This is a genomic window from Rhizobium sp. NLR10b, assembly GCF_019685435.1.
Taxonomy (GTDB): Bacteria; Pseudomonadota; Alphaproteobacteria; order Rhizobiales; family Rhizobiaceae; genus Rhizobium.
The window spans coordinates 18,235-34,220 of record NZ_JABDWV010000017.1; the positions used below are offsets into that span (position 1 = coordinate 18,235).

Sequence of the window (15,986 nt, forward strand, 5' to 3'; positions counted from 1 at the left end):
TCGGCATAACGCGCTCAGCCGCCAAATGACTTCCGATAGGCATTCGGGCTCGTGCCCAGCCGCTTGCGGAAGTGGTGCCGCATCGTCGCCAAGGTGCCGAAGCCGCTGGATATCGCGATGTCGTCGAGCGATACGGCAAGCTCTCTTTCAAGAAGGTCGCGCGCATGGCGCAGCCGCTCCTTCAGCAGCCATTCGCCGACGCTGAGACCTGTCGTCGCTTCGAAGCGGCGCTGGAAAGTGCGTACGCTCATGCCAGCCCTTTTGGCGAGCAGACTGATCGGCTGCTCCACGGCAAGGCTTTGACGCATCCATTCGATCAGCGGGCTGAGGCGTATGCCCTCACGTTCCTGCGGAATCGGCGCGCCGATGAACTGTGCCTGCCCACCTTCGCGGTGCGGCGGCACGATGAGGCGGCGGGCAACGCTGTTTGCCGCCTCCGAGCCGAAATCGCCGCGCACGACATGCAGGCAGAGATCGATGCCGGCCGCGCTGCCGGCCGCTGTCAGCAGGCTGCCCTCATCGATGTAGAGTACATCCGCGTCGAGCGTGATGTCAGGATAACGCGCTGCGATCGTGGCGACATAGCGCCAATGCGTTGTAGCCCTGCGGTTGGCAAGCAACCCGGACGCGGCAAGAACCGCAACTCCGGAACAGAGCGACATGATGCGCGCGCCGCGCTGGTGCGCTGCCTTGAGAGCGGCGGAAAGCGGTTCCGGCACCGGCGCATCGATTGACCGCCAGCCGGGCACGACGATCAGGTCCGCCGCATCGAGCACTTCCAGCCCCTTGTCGACCGCGACCGTCAATCCGCCGGCGGCGCGAAGCGGCCCCGGCTCGATACCGCAGACGGAGAAGCGATACCACCCCTCGCCCATCTCGGGACGCGGCAGGCCGAAGACCTCATAGGCTATCCCGAATTCGAAGGTGCAGAGCCCGTCATAGGCAAGTACGGCGACCAGCGGTCCGTTCCGCCGCGGAGATGTGTTTGGCATGATCTTTACGCTGACAGTCATGTTGGCCAATTTCGCAAATCTCTAGCATCGGCGATACCAGGCGGCAATTCCAACTAGAAGGAAAAACAAATGCCGAGTTCCGTCTCCGAAATCCCCGCTGCCGCACCCGATCTTGCTGTCGCCCACTATGCCGCCAAGCTCGCCTTCGAAACCGACTGCTCGGATGTCCGCGCTGCCTTTACCGCCGGCAAGGTCGATTTCGTTCTCCTCGACGTGCGCTCGCCGGCGCTGTTTGCGCAGTCGCATGTGCCTGGCGCGGTTAACCTGCCGCACGGCAAGATGACCGCCCACCGCATGTCGGGATGGGCCAGCGATACGCTCTTCGTCGTCTATTGCGCCGGTCCTCACTGCAACGGCGCCGACAAGGCCGCTTTCCGTCTCGCCAAGCTCGGCCTCCGGGCCAAGCTGATGATCGGCGGCATGACCGGCTGGGCCGACGAGGGCTTCGCCTTCGAAAGCCAAGCCGCCGCTGCCGAATAGGGTATCGCTCCCCTTCGCGATGCGAGGGGAGCGCATCTCTCAAAACTTAATGACGATCTTGCCGAAGGGACCTCGATAGAGATGATCGAGCGCCTGCGGCAGCTCCTCGAAGCCATAATGCCTGTCGATAACAGGCTTCAGCCTGATCTGGTCGACGGCGCGCACCAGATCCTCCAGCGCCCTGCGGTGACCGACCGTAATTCCCTGCATGACGGGCGCCTTGAGAAGCAGCGGCGCCACCGGCGCCGAGATCTCGAAACCCTCGAAGACGCCGATCACCGAAATGCGTCCGTTAACCGCCACAGCCTTCAGCGCCTGGCCGAGATGCGGTCCGCCGACGATTTCGAGCACGTGGTCGGCGCCGTAATCGCCGGTCAGTTGATGGAACTGCTCCACCCAGTCGCGCTCATGCCGGTTGATCAGGTGATCGGCGCCAAGCGCCAGCGCCCGGTCGAGCTTTTCGCTGCTGCCCGATGTGATGAAGACCTCGGCGCCATGTGCCTTGGCAATCTGCAGGCCGAAGAGCGCCACGCCGCCGGTTCCCTGTACCAGCACTTTGTCGCCGGCCTTGAGCTTGCCGCATTCGATCAGCGCGAACCATGCCGTCAACCCGGCGCAGGGCAGCGTGCTCGCTTCGGCGGCATCGAGCGTTTTCGGCGCAAGTGTGAACCACTCTTCAGAAAACACGGTGTGTTCGCTCAGCACGCCGGGATAGAAGCCGCCGCGCGTCTGGTAAGGCGGATTGCGCGCAGTGCCCGGCCCGCGTCCGTCGATCCAATCCGGGGAAAAGGTGGAGATAACTCGATCGCCGGGTTTGAAGCGTGTGACATCCGGGCCGACGGCCTCGACCTCGCCTGCCATGTCCGAGGCCGGTACGAAGGGAAACTGCAGCGGCAGTCCCATGCCGCTCTCGAGCACCAGCCTGTCGCGGAAATTGAGGGAGACCGCCTGCGTCCGCACCCGGATCATCGTGCCGGACACGTCGGGAATTCTCGCTTCACCAATCTTCAGATTGGCCTCCGCCCCAATGGCGTCGGTTTGCCACTGCCTTGTCGTCTGCATCTTTCTGCTCCTTCTCGATTGGAGGAGTAGCAGATATATCGTTGAATATTGATCGCCTGTTGCGATATAAAATCGTCAAACTGGTGCCGCAAAGGAAACAACGATGGAGCAGTTGAAGGGGATTTCGATCTTCGTCCAGACGGTCGAAGCCGGCGGATTCTCCGCCGCCGCCGAACGGCTTCACCTCACCCGCTCGGCAGTCAGCAAGACAATCGCAAGGCTCGAACAGCGACTCGGCGTCCGGCTCTTCAACCGCACGACCCGGACCCAGAGTCTCACCGACGAGGGCCGGTTCTTCTATGAGCGGTGCCTGAGAGCCATCGAGGAAATCCGGATCGGTGAGGCCCAGCTTGAGTCGGGCAGGCGCGAGGTCCGCGGCAGGCTGCGGGTATCGATGCCGGCACTGTTCGGGCGCCATTGCGCCGCGCCGATCCTGACCCGCCTGCTCGATGACCACCCCGATCTCGAACTGGACTTATCCTTCAGCGATCGGGTCGTCGATCTCTCGGAGGACGGCTTCGACCTTGCCGTCCGCAACGGTCCTCTGAAGGACAATCCCGACCTGATGGCGCGCACGATCGCCCGGCAAACAATGACGGTCTGCGCCTCGCCCGCTTATCTCGAAACCTATGGCGTGCCGCAAACGCTCGACGATCTCGCCCGTCATCATGGTATCGTCTATCGCAGGGGTGATAATGACAAGGCCTGGACCTTCCCGGCTCCGGCCGGGCCCCCACGCGAAGTTCTGCCGACATCGCGGTTACGGCTCGACGATCTCGCCTCGATCGCAGACGCCGCGGTTGAAGGCCGCGGGCTTGCCTGGCTGACCTGCTGGCTGGTGCGGGACAGGGTCCTCTCAGGTGAACTCGTGCGGGTTCTGACCGATACGCCATCCACCATATTTGAAGCCTATGCCGTCTGGCCGCGATCGCCGGTGATGCTGCCGAAAGTGCGTCTTGCCATCGATACGCTGGCCGCGGAACTGCCGGCGATCATGAGCTGAATCTCACCAAATCGAGCCGGAGGCGAAGCCCATGTTTTTCTATAGGTTTCTCTGGAAATGCCGAGACGCTGCAATATATCGCTAGTTCGTCGCTCTCGCATTCGCAGCATCCTCTGCCACTTCACTCAGAACACGGTCCGTATGTCACTTCGAAGCGTGCTCCGCGCAGAAACAGCAGATTGCCACGCCAAAGTCGATAAGCTCTTCGGCATTTTCGACCTCTCCAGCAGAGAGCAGTACAGGACATTCCTGCGCGCGCACGCCCGCATCATACCGGCAGCCGAACATGCGCTCGAGGAAGCCGGAGTCGTTCGCCTGCTGCCCGATTGGCCGGAAAGAAGGCGCGCGCAGCTGCTGTTTGCCGACATCGGCGAACTCGGCGACCGGTTGCCCAAGCGCCTTCCGCCACCGCCATTGCAGGGCGACGCGGCGCTCTGGGGCGCCCTCTACGTCCTTGAAGGCTCCAAGCTCGGCGGCGCCATGCTCGCCAGGTCCGTGCCCGATCACCTGCCCAGCAGCTATCTCACGCCGCAGGGGTCCAAGGGCGCTACTAGGGTCTTCATGGATCGTCTCGATGCAAGCAGCGTCGACGTTCCCGCCGCCACCATTTCGGCGGCCCGCATGCTCTTCGAACTTTTCCTCAGAGCCGGCCAACTCGAACTGGAAGCCGTCGCATGAGCAGCGTGCGCCAACCCGTCGATCTCACCAATTGCGATCGTGAGCCCATCCATCAGCTCGGCGCCATCCAGCCGTTCGGTTTCCTCCTGGCGATATCGCTCGATTGGATGGTCACGCGGGCCTCGGCGAATCTTGCGGAATTTCTCGGGGTGGAACACACCGACGCGCTCGGTCGTCCCGTCTCGTCGCTGATCTTGCCCGAGGCGGTCCACACGATCCGCAACAAGCTGACCACCATACGCAGCTCCGATGTCGTCGAGCGCATTTTCGACATTACCCTGCTGCCTGAGGAGTCCCGCTTCGACCTCGCCGTCCACCTGCAAGAAAATCTGGTCATCCTTGAAGGCGAGCGCAGCCAGCAAGACAAGCGCAACGCCCCGTCGCTCTCCATGCGCAGCATGATCTCCCGCCTCGATCAAACTGAGACGCTGGAAGCCTTCTTCCGCGAGGGCGCGAGGCAGGCACGCGCGCTTACCGGCTTCGACCGGGTCATGGTCTATCGCTTCGATGAAGGCGGCTCGGGCGAGGTCGTGGCGGAAGCCGCCCGCAGCGGCATTGGCTCGTTTCTTGGGTTGCACTATCCGGCCTCCGACATTCCGGTGCAGGCGCGCGCCCTTTATCTGCGCAATCTGTTTCGCATCATCGCCGATGTGGACGCGGTGCCCGTGCCGGTTCTCCCGCAATTGGACGAAGAGGGCCAGCCGCTCGATCTCTCTATGTCGGTGCTGCGCTCGGTCTCGCCGATCCACATCGAATATCTGAAGAACATGGGGGTCGGTGCGTCGCTCTCCATATCGATCGTCGTGGACGGCAAGCTCTGGGGCCTGTTTGCCTGCCATCACTACGGTCCGCGTCTGCCGTCGGCGCAAAGCCGCTCCACCGCCGAACTCTTCGGCCAAATGTTCGCTTCGCGCCTGGAAAGCCGCGAGCGGCGGCTGGCGCTCGACTACGAGACCAAGGCGCGCCGCATCGCCGACCGGCTTCTCACTTCCGTCGCCGACAATGCCAGCCTGCTCGACGATCCGGCCTGGCTGATCGAGGCGCTCGCCGACGCCGTTCCCGCCGACGGGATCGGCGTCTGGATCAACGGCCGGATGGCGCTTGCCGGGATCGGGCCGGATGAGAGAGGCTTTTCGGCCCTCGTCCGCCACCTCAACCGCAACGCCAGCGGGCGCATCTATGCGGTGGACAGGCTTGGCGAAACCTATCCGGATCTTGAGATCGACGATGCGGTGGCAGGCATGCTCGCCATACCGATCTCGCGTTCGCCGCGCGATTACGTCGTGCTGTTCCGTCAGGAATTGGTGCGCACCGTTCGCTGGGGCGGCGACCCGCACAAGCCAGTGGAATACGGCCCCAACGGTCCGCGGCTGACGCCGCGCAAGAGTTTCGAAGCCTGGTCCGAACTGGTGCGCGGCCGCTCCCTGCCCTTTACCGAGGCCGAGCGCCGGGTCGCTGAAACCATCCGCGTCACGTTAATCGAGGTGGTGCTGCGTCTGACCGACGAGGCCAGCATGGCCCGCCAGGTGGCGAACGAGCGGCAGGAACTGCTGATCGCCGAACTCAACCACCGCGTCCGCAACATATTGAGCCTGATCACCGGCATCATCCGGCAGTCGCAGACGACGTCGGTCGGCCTCGGCGATTATGTCCGTCAGCTCGAGGGCCGCATTCAGTCGCTCGCCCGCGCCCATGACCAGATCACGAGGGATCACTGGGCACCCGCTTCGCTGCGGCAATTGTTGTCGGCTGAAACCGCGGCCTACCTCGGAAAGAACGCGCAACGCTTCCGGATAAGCGGCGAAGACGTCCTCCTAGAGCCCCAGGCTTTTACCATCGTCGCCTTGGTCTTCCATGAGCTGATGACCAACAGCGCCAAATACGGCAGCCTCTCCGGCGCCGGCAGCGGCACCGTCGAGCTCGGCTGGCATCGCGATGATGAAGGCAGTCTACGCATCGGCTGGCGCGAAAAGGACGGCCCGCCCGTCGCCGAGCCGGAGCGTCACGGATTCGGCTCGACGATCATCCGGCGCTCCATTCCCTATGACCTCGGCGGCAAGGCCGAAATCCGCTACATCAAGGAAGGGCTGGAGGCGGATTTTTCGATACCGGCCCGCTACGTGAGCGATGTCGACCAGAGTCTATTGCCCCAGGCGACGGCTGCCGGCGTTGCGGAACGCAAGACTGTTCCCGCTGACCGGGAGCCGCTCTCCGGCTTGAAGATCCTGCTGGTGGAAAACAACCTGATCATCGCCATGGATGGCGAGGATATCCTGCGCCGCCTCGGTGCCGAAGTGACGACGGCGCCCAGCGTCGCCGAGGCGATGGAGATCCTGGCCGGCCGGTCCTTCGATTTCGCGCTTCTCGATGTCAATCTGGGAGACGAGACGAGTTTCGGGATTGCCGACCGATTGGCAGCCGCAGGCGTGCCCTTCGTTTTTGCCACGGGTTATGGCGAAGGCATCGCCCAAGCCAACACCCACTCGGGCGCGCCGGTATTGCAGAAGCCCTATACGACCGAAGGCATCACGGATCTTCTTGCCCGGGTGCAGCTTCCGAAGGGAGGGTGAAACGGTCAAGTTCTCGCAGTATCCGGCCGCAGCCCGCCGATGAAAAGCTGTTCCAAAAACCGCGCCGCATCCTCGAAGCGCCCCTCGCCGGCGTGCTCCTGCCCCAGCACGGCGCGCACCTGGACGTCGAAGTCCGCATAATGCTGCGTCGTCGACCAGATCGAAAAGATCAGGTGGTAGGGATCACACTCGACGATCTTGCCTGATTTCGTCCAGGCGCGGATGACCTCCGCCTTCTCGTCGACCAATTCCTTCAGTGGCCCCTTCAGCTCGTCCTCGATATGGGGGGCACCCTGCAGCACTTCGTTGGCGAAAAGCCTGCTCTCGCGCGGAAAATCGCGCGCCATCTCAAGCTTGCGCCGGATGTAGCTGCGGATTTCTTCCTCCGGATTGCCCTCGGCGTCGAAGGCGCGCAGCGGCTCCAGCCAGGTGTAGAGCACCCGATCGATCAGCGCCCGGTGCATGGCTTCCTTGGTGCGGAAATAATAGAGCAGATTGGGCTTCGACATGCCGGCCACTTCGGCGATCTGATCGATCGTCGAGCCGCGAAAGCCGCGGGCCGAGAAGACATCGAGCGCCGCCTCCAGAATCTGCTCTTCCTTCTCCTCCTGGATTCGCGTCCGCCGCAAGGTCTTCGCTGCTCTCGGAATAGCCATAGGCTATCGTTTCCCCTTGCAATTCAACTTCTTCGCTCAAGTCTTGGCTAGGGTCGGTCCTGCCATTTTCTTCAGCAACTGCCCGCATTTTTATCGGCAATTTTCGTGATTTTCGTCTTGAGCCCGGCGGTGGAAGTTGTAATGTTTACCAATCGGTCAAATATCCGCCAGATGAAAAACAAAGGCAACTGGCGATTTTCCTGCGCTCGATAAAACCAATAAGAGGCGCGGGATCAGACCATGGGAACAGGCGGGCATGCCCCTTGCATGACTGCCGCAAACAGGTGAGGGCTTGAAGAATGGTGGCAGCACCAGGCGAGAACATGCGCGTCAATGGCGACCGTCTCTGGGACAGTCTCATGGACATGGCGAAAATCGGCCCAGGAATCGCCGGCGGCAACAACCGCCAGACGCTAACGGATTCGGATGCCGAGGGCCGAAACCTTTTCAAGACATGGTGCGACGAAGCGGGCCTGACCATGGGTGTTGACCGCATGGGCACGATGTTCGCCACCCGCCCCGGCACCGATCCCGATGCCCTGCCGGTCTATGTCGGCTCGCATCTCGATACCCAGCCGACCGGCGGCAAATATGACGGCGTTCTCGGTGTGCTTTCGGCACTCGAAATCGTGCGGACGATGAACGACCTGGGCATCAAGACCAAGCATCCAATCGTCGTCACCAATTGGACGAACGAGGAAGGCGCGCGCTTCGCCCCTGCCATGCTGGCGTCCGGCGTCTTCGCCGGTGTGCACAGCCTGGACTTCGCCTATAACCGCAGGGATCCCGAAGGCAATCTCTTCGGCGATGAGCTGAAGCGCATCGGCTGGGTCGGCGACGAAGAGGTCGGCGCCCGCAAGATGCACGCCTATTTCGAATATCACATCGAGCAGGGCCCTATCCTCGAAGCTGAAGACAAGCAGATCGGCGTCGTCACCCATTGTCAGGGCCTGTGGTGGCTGGAATTCACGCTCACCGGCAAGGAAGCCCATACCGGCTCGACACCGATGAACATGCGCGTCAATGCCGGCCTCGCCATGTCGCGCATCCTGGAAATGGTCCAGGCTGTCGCGATGGGCGAACAGCCGGGCGCCGTCGGCGGCGTCGGTCAGGTCTTCTTCTCGCCGAACTCCCGCAACGTGCTGCCGGGCAAAGTGGTCTTCACCGTCGACATCCGTTCGCCCGACAAGGCCAAGCTCGATCGCATGCGGGCAAAGATCGAAGCGGAAGCGCCTGGCATCTGCGATGCACTGGGTGTCGGCTGTTCCATCGAGGCGATCGGCCATTTCGCGCCGGTCACCTTCGACGAAAAGCTCGTCGCCTCGGTTCGCTCTGCTGCCGAACACCTGGGTTACAGCCACATGAACATCATCTCCGGCGCCGGCCACGACGCCTGCTGGGCCGCCAAGGTGGCGCCTGCCACCATGGTCATGTGCCCCTGCGTCGGCGGGCTCAGCCACAACGAGGCGGAAGAGATTTCCAAGGAATGGGCGACCGCGGGTGCCGATGTGCTGTTCCATGCTGTTGTGGAGACGGCGGAGATTGTGGTGTGATGGCGTCGAACTTGCCAACGACGTATCTCGACTATGCCGATGCCTTTAAGTTCGGAATTCAGCGAACTGCCGACGACATCGCATGGGCCACCTCCAATGTGGTGCCAGTGACTGAAGGGCCGTGGGGCGACATCCCTAGCGTGCAGATCTATTGTGTTGGCGTCAACACTGCAGGCGAGCGGATTAGGCTTCCGCAAATACCCAGCTTTTGGCGGTATAAACCTTCCGGGGTCCAACTGGCCCATTCGGATGACCCCGACCCAAATGGGCCCCATCGAACCTATTATATCTATGGACCTAGGCCTTGTGTCGTTCGAATCGAACTCGGCCCTTCCATGCCCGGCATTTTGGTCGAACGTCCCAACGGCGGCCATCCCGTACAGTCAACTGGGCTGATCGATGGCAAGGATTTCTACTTTCGCGAAAGCGATGGTTTTTGGTCATTGTCCGTCGGCGGCACTGACGTCGTTGACCAGCCCGACTGGTATTACGAGGAAGAGCATGACACGCCAGATGAGCTGAGTGAGGAAGCCGTCTACAGCCTCATCGCCAAGGGTGCAGCGCTCCTGCGAAGTGGTACGCCCACGATGGCAGTTGAGCAGTAACAACAAGAGACCGCAGGGAGAAGGAACAGCAGCCATGACCACAGTCATCAAGAACGGCACCATCGTCACGGCCGACCTCACCTACAAGGCTGACGTCAAGATCGACGGCGGCAAGATCATCGAGATCGGCCCGAACCTCTCAGGTGAAGAGAGCCTGGATGCCACGGGCTGTTACGTCATGCCCGGCGGCATCGATCCGCATACCCATCTCGAAATGCCCTTCATGGGCACCTATTCCTCCGACGATTTCGAGAGCGGCACGCGTGCGGCGCTTTCCGGCGGCACGACCATGGTCGTCGATTTCGCCCTTCCCGCCCCTGGCCAGTCGCTGCTCGAAGCGCTGACCATGTGGGACAACAAATCGACGCGGGCCAATTGCGACTATTCCTTCCACATGGCCGTCACCTGGTGGAGCGAGCAGGTCTTCAAGGAGATGGAGACCATCGTCCGCGACAAGGGCATCAATACCTTCAAGCACTTCATGGCCTACAAGGGCGCGCTGATGGTCGACGATGACGAGATGTTCGCCTCCTTCCAGCGCTGCGCCGAACTTGGCGCGCTGCCGCTGGTGCATGCCGAAAACGGCGACGTCGTCGCCTCGATGTCGGCAAAGCTGCTCGCCGAAGGCAATAACGGCCCCGAGGCGCATGCCTATTCCCGTCCCGCCGAAGTCGAGGGCGAGGCCACCAACCGCGCCATCATGATCGCCGACATGGCCGGCTGCCCGGTTTATATCGTCCATACCTCCTGCGAACAGGCGCACGAGGCGATCCGCCGGGCGCGCGCCAAGGGCATGCGCGTCTATGGCGAACCGCTGATCCAGCACCTGACGCTCGACGAGAGCGAATATTCCAACCCCGATTGGGACCATGCCGCCCGCCGCGTCATGTCGCCGCCCTTCCGCAGCAAGCAGCATCAGGACTCGCTCTGGGCCGGACTTGCCTCCGGTTCGTTGCAGGTGGTCGCAACCGACCACTGCGCTTTCACCACGGCGCAAAAACGTTTCGGCGTCGGCGACTTCACCAAGATCCCGAACGGCACCGGCGGCCTTGAAGACCGAATGCCTATGCTCTGGACGCACGGCGTCAACACCGGCCGCCTGACGATGAACGAATTCGTCGCCGTCACCTCGACCAACATCGCCAAGATTCTCAATATCTATCCGAAGAAGGGCGCGATACTCGTCGGCGCCGATGCCGATATCGTCGTCTGGGACCCGAACCGTTCGAAGGTTATCTCGTCCAAGAGCCAGCAGTCGGCGATCGACTACAACGTCTTCGAAGGCAAGGAAGTAACCGGCCTGCCGCGCTATACGCTGACGCGCGGCGTCGTCGCGATCGAGGAAAACACGATCCAGACCCGCGAGGGCCACGGCGAGTTCGTCAGACGCGAACCGGTGACAGCCGTCAGCAAAGCGCTGTCCACCTGGAAGGAGATCACCTCCCCGCGCAAGGTGGAACGCAGCGGCATCCCGGCAACCGGCGTGTGACGATGGAGCATAACGATACGGCCATCATCTGGGGAACGACGCCTCCATGCGGATGACCTCACGCCGGCACCAACGCGTCCAGCTCCGGCAGAAGCACGACGCTTTCCTGCTCGTGCGGATCGGTGCGGGCGATGACCGCCGTGCAGGGCGTGCTGCTGAGGTTCGCAGGCATATGCGGCACGCCGGCCGGGATGTAGAAGAGCTCGCCGGCATGGGTGACGACGTGATGCTCCAGTTGGTCACCGTACCAGGTATGAGCCTCGCCGGAGAGCACGTAGATCGCCGTCTCATGCGCCTCGTGCAGGTGCGCCTTGGCACGCACGCCGGGCGGGATCGTCAGGAGGTGCATGCAGATGCCCGTGGCGCCGACGGTCTCGGCCGCTATCCCTTCGAAATAGCTGAGCCCCTGCTTGCCGTCATAGGCGTGCTTGGGACGAACGATGTGGCAGGTGGGTTTTGATGTCGCATCCATCTTCTTACTCCGTAAATTGTGCCGCCGGCAGAGCCTGCGGTGATGGTAACACGCAAACCGCGGTCCCGCGGGGAAAACAAGATCGGTCGCATTGATGCAAGCACCCTCGGTCGTATCCGCCAAGGATCTCTGTCTCACCTATCAAGCGAATGACGGCCCCGTTCGGGCGCTGAGCGATGTCAATCTCGATGTCCGCAAGGGCGATTTCGTCTCTTTCATCGGCCCGTCCGGCTGCGGAAAGACGACCTTCCTGCGGGTCATCGCCGATCTCGAAAAGAGCACATCAGGCGAGATCTCGATCAACGGCATGACGCCCGAGGAGGCGCGCAGGGCCCGTGCCTACGGCTATGTCTTCCAGGCGCCGGCGCTCTATCCCTGGCGCACGATCGAAAGCAACATCGCCCTGCCGCTGGAGATCATGGGCTATCGCGGCGCTGATCGCACGCGGCGCATCGCCGAGGCGCTCGACCTCGTCAGCCTTTCCGGCTTCGAAAAGAAATTCCCCTGGCAGCTTTCCGGCGGCATGCAGCAGCGCGCCTCGATCGCCCGCGCGCTCGCCTTCGACGCCGACCTGCTGTTGATGGACGAACCCTTCGGTGCGCTCGACGAGATCGTCCGCGACCATCTGAACGAAGAGCTATTGAAGCTTTGGGCCCGCACCAACAAGACGATCTGCTTCGTCACCCACTCGATCCCCGAGGCGGTCTACCTCTCGACCAAGATCGTGGTGATGTCGCCGCGCCCCGGCCGCGTGACCGACGTGATCGACTCCACCTTGCCGGCCGAACGCCCGCTCGACATCCGCGACACCCCCGAATTCCTGGAAATCGCCCATCGTGTCCGCGAGGGGCTGAGGACGGGGCATAGCCATGAGGTTTAGAGCGTTGATCTCAAGGGCAGAGGGGGGTGGCTCCGCACTCGACGCCAACAGATGGAGGCAGTCGCTGTGAAACCAGACACCTTCAAAAACAAGATCGTTCCTGTCACCACGATCCTGCTCGGCCTGATCGCCATCTGGTATGTCGCCGCCATTCTCATGAATGCGCCGTTCCAGCGTGACATGGACAGCCGCGCCGGCGTCACGCCGACCACGATGGAATTCATCGGCAAGACGCTGGCGCAGCCAAAGCCGATCCTGCCGGCGCCGCATCAGGTGGCGCAGAATGTCTATGAGAACACTTTCCTGCGCAGCCTTTCGAGCAGCCGCAGCCTCGTCTATCACAGCTGGATAACGCTCTCCTCCACCCTGCTCGGCTTCGGTTTCGGCATGCTGCTCGGCATTCTTCTCGCCGTGCTGATCGTGCACAACCGCGCCATGGACCGCTCGCTGATGCCCTGGCTCGTGGCCAGCCAGACGATACCGATCCTCGCCATCGCGCCGATGATCGTCATCATCTCCTACAACGTGCTCACAGGCGATAATGCGCTGGCGCATCTGCTGAACCTCGATTCCGACGCCTCCCGTCTCGTCTCCAAGGCGCTGATCTCCACCTACCTCTCCTTCTTTCCCGTCGCCGTCGGCATGGTGAAGGGGCTGCGGTCACCCGAAATCCTCTATCTTGACCTGATGCGCACCTATAATGCCAGTCCGATGCAGACCTTTTGGAAACTGCGCGTCCCTGCCTCGATCCCGTTTCTTTTCACCTCGATGAAGGTCGCGATCGCAGCAAGCCTCGTCGGCGCCATCGTCGGTGAGCTGCCGACGGGCGCGGTTGCCGGTATTGGTTCGAAGCTGCTCGCCGGCTCCTATTACAGCCAGACAATTGACATCTGGGCGGCGCTGGTCGCCGGCTCGCTGCTTGCCGGCGTTCTGGTCGCGATTGTCGGCCTGGCGGCGAAGATCGTCGACCGCGCCATGGGCGGGAGGCCGGCATGAGGCGCCTGACCTTCTCCTGGCAAGGCACGGCGGCTCTTCTTCTCTGCGTCACGGCGCTGGCGACCTTGCCGCTTCTGTCCAACGGTGCAGCCCGTCCCCTGACCGACGGCACCGCGAGCCTCATCTTCATCGTCATCGCTTCGGCCGCTCTCCTGTCCTTTGCACCGCAGCCACCGGCCTATCGCGCCACCGTGCTTTTCATCGGCGCGCATGGCGCCGCCTGGCTGCTGCTTGCGGCACTTTCCGGCAACGAGGGCACGGCAACGCGGGCTTACTTCCTGCTGCTCTTCTCTGCCTGGCTGCTCGCCTGGCGATGCGTCACGGAGCTTTCGAAAGTGCCGCCTGCCGCCGCCTTCGGTGCATCGGTGCTCGAACTGCTGATTCCGGCGATTTTCGGCGCCTGGATTCTCATCCTCTGGGAAGCGATCACGCGCGGCGCCGGCATTCCATTCATCCTGTTGCCGCCGCCGAGCGCCATCGGCGCCCGCATCATGGCCTCTCTGCCCATCCTCGGCGACGACGTCAGACAGACGATCTTCAAGGCGGTCCTGATCGGTTATATCGTTGGCTGCCTGAGCGGCTTCGTCGTCGCGGTGCTGGCCGACCGCATCGCCTTCCTGCGCCGCGGCCTGCTGCCGATCGGCAACATGGTGTCGGCCCTGCCGATCATCGGCATCGCTCCGGTCATGGTCATGTGGTTCGGCTTCGACTGGCCGTCGAAAGCCGCCGTCGTCATCATCATGACCTTCTTCCCAATGCTGGTGAACACCGTGGCAGGCCTTTCCGCCTCCGGCAGCATGGAGCGCGACCTGATGCGCACCTACGCATCGAGCGACTGGCAGACGTTGCTCAAGCTCAAGCTTCCGGCGGCGATGCCCTTCATTTTCAACGCACTGAAGATCAACTCGACGCTGGCGCTGATTGGTGCCATCGTTGCGGAATTCTTCGGGACGCCGATCGTCGGCATGGGCTTCCGCATCTCGACCGAGATCGGCCGCATGAATGTCGACATGGTCTGGGCGGAAATCGCCGTCGCGGCGCTGGCCGGCTCGATCTTTTATGGCATCATCGCCCTGACCGAACGGGCGGTGACGTTCTGGCATCCGTCTATCCGTGGTGGCTAGGCGCGCGCGGCCTCGCAAATGGGGTCCGGGCATAACTTCAGAGGGTAAGGACAAGAAAATGAAAAAATTGATGGTTGCAATGATGGCGAGCGCCATGTCGCTTGCAGCGGCCCATGCTATGGCCGCCGACAAGGTGGTTCTGCAGCTGAAATGGGTCACACAGAGCCAGTTCGCCGGTTATTACGTCGCCCAGGAGAAGGGTTTCTACAAGGAGGAAGGCCTCGACGTCGACATCAAGCCGGGTGGTCCCGATATCGCGCCTGAGCAGGTGATCGCCGGTGGCGGCGCCGATGTCATCGTCGACTGGATGGGCGGCGCGTTGGTTGCCCGCGAAAAGGGCGTTCCGCTGGTCAACATCGCCCAGCCCTATCAGAAGTCCGGCCTGGAAATGATCTGCCGTAAGGACGGCCCGGTCAAGACCGAGGCCGACTTCAAGGGCCATACGCTCGGCGTCTGGTTCTTCGGCAACGAATACCCCTTCTTCGCCTGGATGAACAAGCTGGGTCTTTCCACCGAAGGCGGCCCGAACGGCGTCACCGTGCTGAAGCAGAGCTTCGACGTGCAGCCGCTCGTCCAGAAGCAGGCCGATTGCATCTCCGTCATGACCTATAATGAATATTGGCAGGCGATCGATGCCGGCTTTAAGCCGGAGGAATTGACGGTCTTCAACTATACGCAAATGGGCAACGACCTTCTCGAGGACGGCCTCTACGCCATGGAAGACAAGCTGAAGGACCCGGCGTTCAAGGAGAAGATGGTCAAGTTCGTCCGCGCCTCGATGAAGGGCTGGAAATATGCGACCGAGAACCCGGACGAGGCGGCAGAGATCGTCGTGGACAATGGCGGCCAGGACGAAAACCATCAGAAGCGCATGATGGGCGAAGTCGCCAAGCTCGTCGGCGACGGCTCCGGCAAGCTGGACGAGGCGCTCTATGCCCGCACCGCCAAAGCGCTGCTCGACCAGAAGATCATCAGCAAGGAACCGTCGGGCGCCTGGACGCACGAGATCACCGACGCCGCATCCAAGTAAGGACGGCCACATTTGAGGCAAACGCGCGGAGAATATTTCCGCGCGTTTGATATTTTTCCCGCTTGATGAAAAAACACCGTGCAGCTGTCGCATTTATCGGGCGTCAAACGTCATTGGATAGAGGCAGGATCAATCATCGTCATGTTCGCATAACCCTTCGGTGATTGATTCAAGTTCTGATGGTAATTAATATCAGCTCATGGGGAATTGTTTTCTGCCGGGCTTGCATATCGAGCAAATCGATACCAATTAGAAGCCGATTTGCCGGCGAGGGATGAAGACGGCAAAAGACGTGTGGATACCCCTGAGAATGCAGGAAAGGCAGTGGCCTGGTCGCGAGCTCAATGGCAGACGCGCGAATTCGGCTAACCTTCT

Annotated in this window: 15 protein-coding genes; 11 read left to right on the plus strand and 4 right to left on the minus strand. The window is 62.1% G+C overall.

Going from position 1 to position 15,986, the window contains the following annotated elements; genetic code table 11:
* Positions 1-14: 14 nt before the first annotated feature.
* Positions 15-1,013, minus strand: coding sequence for a transcriptional regulator FtrA (gene ftrA / locus HJB91_RS24880; protein WP_210630155.1), 999 nt, complete (start codon positions 1,011-1,013; stop codon positions 15-17).
* A 69-nt stretch (positions 1,014-1,082) separates the two neighbouring features.
* Between ftrA and HJB91_RS24885 the strand changes: the two genes are divergently transcribed.
* Positions 1,083-1,493, plus strand: a complete 411-nt coding sequence (locus HJB91_RS24885; protein WP_210630153.1) for a rhodanese-like domain-containing protein — start codon at positions 1,083-1,085, stop codon at positions 1,491-1,493.
* A 39-nt stretch (positions 1,494-1,532) separates the two neighbouring features.
* Here the strand turns inward: HJB91_RS24885 and HJB91_RS24890 are convergent, their stop codons facing one another.
* The gene (locus HJB91_RS24890; protein ID WP_221156049.1) at positions 1,533-2,555 is read right to left on the minus strand and encodes an NAD(P)-dependent alcohol dehydrogenase; all 1,023 of its coding nucleotides are present in this window, start codon (positions 2,553-2,555) and stop codon (positions 1,533-1,535) included.
* Positions 2,556-2,658: 103 nt separating this feature from the next.
* Between HJB91_RS24890 and HJB91_RS24895 the strand changes: the two genes are divergently transcribed.
* The 3 genes from HJB91_RS24895 to HJB91_RS24905 all read left to right on the plus strand — a co-directional run bounded on the left by HJB91_RS24895 (position 2,659) and on the right by HJB91_RS24905 (position 6,806).
* Positions 2,659-3,558 (plus strand): LysR family transcriptional regulator, encoded by a 900-nt coding sequence (locus HJB91_RS24895; RefSeq protein WP_210630149.1) that lies wholly within the window; start codon positions 2,659-2,661, stop codon positions 3,556-3,558.
* Between the two features lie 141 nt (positions 3,559-3,699).
* Positions 3,700-4,236 carry a biliverdin-producing heme oxygenase gene (locus HJB91_RS24900; RefSeq protein ID WP_210630148.1) on the plus strand — a complete coding sequence of 179 codons (537 nt, stop codon included), beginning with the start codon at positions 3,700-3,702 and terminating at the stop codon, positions 4,234-4,236.
* The gene (locus HJB91_RS24905; RefSeq protein WP_210630146.1) at positions 4,233-6,806 is read left to right on the plus strand and encodes an HWE histidine kinase domain-containing protein; all 2,574 of its coding nucleotides are present in this window, start codon (positions 4,233-4,235) and stop codon (positions 6,804-6,806) included. The genes HJB91_RS24900 and HJB91_RS24905 overlap by 4 nt, the downstream gene beginning before the upstream one ends.
* Positions 6,807-6,811: 5 nt before the next feature.
* Here the strand turns inward: HJB91_RS24905 and HJB91_RS24910 are convergent, their stop codons facing one another.
* On the minus strand, positions 6,812-7,462 hold the full coding sequence (locus HJB91_RS24910) for a TetR family transcriptional regulator C-terminal domain-containing protein (RefSeq protein ID WP_210630145.1): 651 nt from the start codon (positions 7,460-7,462) through the stop codon (positions 6,812-6,814).
* A gap of 299 nt (positions 7,463-7,761) precedes the next feature.
* Between HJB91_RS24910 and HJB91_RS24915 the strand changes: the two genes are divergently transcribed.
* Genes HJB91_RS24915 through hydA form a run of 3 tightly spaced genes read left to right on the plus strand, consistent with a single transcriptional unit; the run spans position 7,762 to position 11,109 of the window.
* Positions 7,762-9,015 (plus strand): Zn-dependent hydrolase, encoded by a 1,254-nt coding sequence (locus HJB91_RS24915; RefSeq protein ID WP_210630143.1) that lies wholly within the window; start codon positions 7,762-7,764, stop codon positions 9,013-9,015.
* Positions 9,015-9,620 carry a hypothetical protein gene (locus HJB91_RS24920; RefSeq protein WP_221144712.1) on the plus strand — a complete coding sequence of 202 codons (606 nt, stop codon included), beginning with the start codon at positions 9,015-9,017 and terminating at the stop codon, positions 9,618-9,620. Before HJB91_RS24915 ends, HJB91_RS24920 begins: the two co-directional genes overlap by 1 nt.
* A 34-nt stretch (positions 9,621-9,654) precedes the next feature.
* Entirely contained in the window at positions 9,655-11,109 is a 1,455-nt protein-coding gene (gene hydA, locus HJB91_RS24925; RefSeq protein ID WP_210630140.1) for a dihydropyrimidinase, read from the plus strand.
* A 58-nt stretch (positions 11,110-11,167) separates the two neighbouring features.
* Here hydA and HJB91_RS24930 read toward each other — a convergent pair whose 3' ends face one another.
* Positions 11,168-11,581, minus strand: a complete 414-nt coding sequence (locus HJB91_RS24930) for a cupin domain-containing protein (protein WP_210630139.1) — start codon at positions 11,579-11,581, stop codon at positions 11,168-11,170.
* Between the two features lie 94 nt (positions 11,582-11,675).
* Here HJB91_RS24930 and HJB91_RS24935 point away from each other — a divergent pair, with 94 nt between their 5' ends.
* The 4 genes from HJB91_RS24935 to HJB91_RS24950 all read left to right on the plus strand — a co-directional run bounded on the left by HJB91_RS24935 (position 11,676) and on the right by HJB91_RS24950 (position 15,611).
* A complete protein-coding gene (locus tag HJB91_RS24935; RefSeq protein WP_210630137.1) occupies positions 11,676-12,461 on the plus strand; it encodes an ABC transporter ATP-binding protein in 786 nt (261 codons plus the stop codon).
* 66 nt (positions 12,462-12,527) lie between these two features.
* Positions 12,528-13,457, plus strand: a complete 930-nt coding sequence (locus tag HJB91_RS24940) for an ABC transporter permease (RefSeq protein ID WP_210630136.1) — start codon at positions 12,528-12,530, stop codon at positions 13,455-13,457.
* Positions 13,454-14,581, plus strand: coding sequence for an ABC transporter permease (locus HJB91_RS24945; RefSeq protein ID WP_210630134.1), 1,128 nt, complete (start codon positions 13,454-13,456; stop codon positions 14,579-14,581). Before HJB91_RS24940 ends, HJB91_RS24945 begins: the two co-directional genes overlap by 4 nt.
* Positions 14,582-14,639: 58 nt before the next feature.
* Complete coding sequence (locus tag HJB91_RS24950) at positions 14,640-15,611, plus strand: ABC transporter substrate-binding protein (protein ID WP_210630133.1); 972 nt, start codon at positions 14,640-14,642, stop codon at positions 15,609-15,611.
* Positions 15,612-15,986 lie beyond the last annotated feature (375 nt).

What these genes read in the sequence shown, in the direction of transcription:
- ftrA (WP_210630155.1), bottom strand. Translation starts at nt 1,013, where the DNA reads ATGACTGTCAGCGTAAAGATCATGCCAAACACATCTCCGCGGCGGAAC.
- HJB91_RS24885 (WP_210630153.1), top strand. Translation starts at nt 1,083, where the DNA reads ATGCCGAGTTCCGTCTCCGAAATCCCCGCTGCCGCACCCGATCTTGCT.
- HJB91_RS24890 (WP_221156049.1), bottom strand. Translation starts at nt 2,555, where the DNA reads ATGCAGACGACAAGGCAGTGGCAAACCGACGCCATTGGGGCGGAGGCC.
- HJB91_RS24895 (WP_210630149.1), top strand. Translation starts at nt 2,659, where the DNA reads ATGGAGCAGTTGAAGGGGATTTCGATCTTCGTCCAGACGGTCGAAGCC.
- HJB91_RS24900 (WP_210630148.1), top strand. Translation starts at nt 3,700, where the DNA reads ATGTCACTTCGAAGCGTGCTCCGCGCAGAAACAGCAGATTGCCACGCC.
- HJB91_RS24905 (WP_210630146.1), top strand. Translation starts at nt 4,233, where the DNA reads ATGAGCAGCGTGCGCCAACCCGTCGATCTCACCAATTGCGATCGTGAG.
- HJB91_RS24910 (WP_210630145.1), bottom strand. Translation starts at nt 7,462, where the DNA reads ATGGCTATTCCGAGAGCAGCGAAGACCTTGCGGCGGACGCGAATCCAG.
- HJB91_RS24915 (WP_210630143.1), top strand. Translation starts at nt 7,762, where the DNA reads ATGGTGGCAGCACCAGGCGAGAACATGCGCGTCAATGGCGACCGTCTC.
- HJB91_RS24920 (WP_221144712.1), top strand. Translation starts at nt 9,015, where the DNA reads ATGGCGTCGAACTTGCCAACGACGTATCTCGACTATGCCGATGCCTTT.
- hydA (WP_210630140.1), top strand. Translation starts at nt 9,655, where the DNA reads ATGACCACAGTCATCAAGAACGGCACCATCGTCACGGCCGACCTCACC.
- HJB91_RS24930 (WP_210630139.1), bottom strand. Translation starts at nt 11,581, where the DNA reads ATGGATGCGACATCAAAACCCACCTGCCACATCGTTCGTCCCAAGCAC.
- HJB91_RS24935 (WP_210630137.1), top strand. Translation starts at nt 11,676, where the DNA reads ATGCAAGCACCCTCGGTCGTATCCGCCAAGGATCTCTGTCTCACCTAT.
- HJB91_RS24945 (WP_210630134.1), top strand. Translation starts at nt 13,454, where the DNA reads ATGAGGCGCCTGACCTTCTCCTGGCAAGGCACGGCGGCTCTTCTTCTC.
- HJB91_RS24950 (WP_210630133.1), top strand. Translation starts at nt 14,640, where the DNA reads ATGAAAAAATTGATGGTTGCAATGATGGCGAGCGCCATGTCGCTTGCA.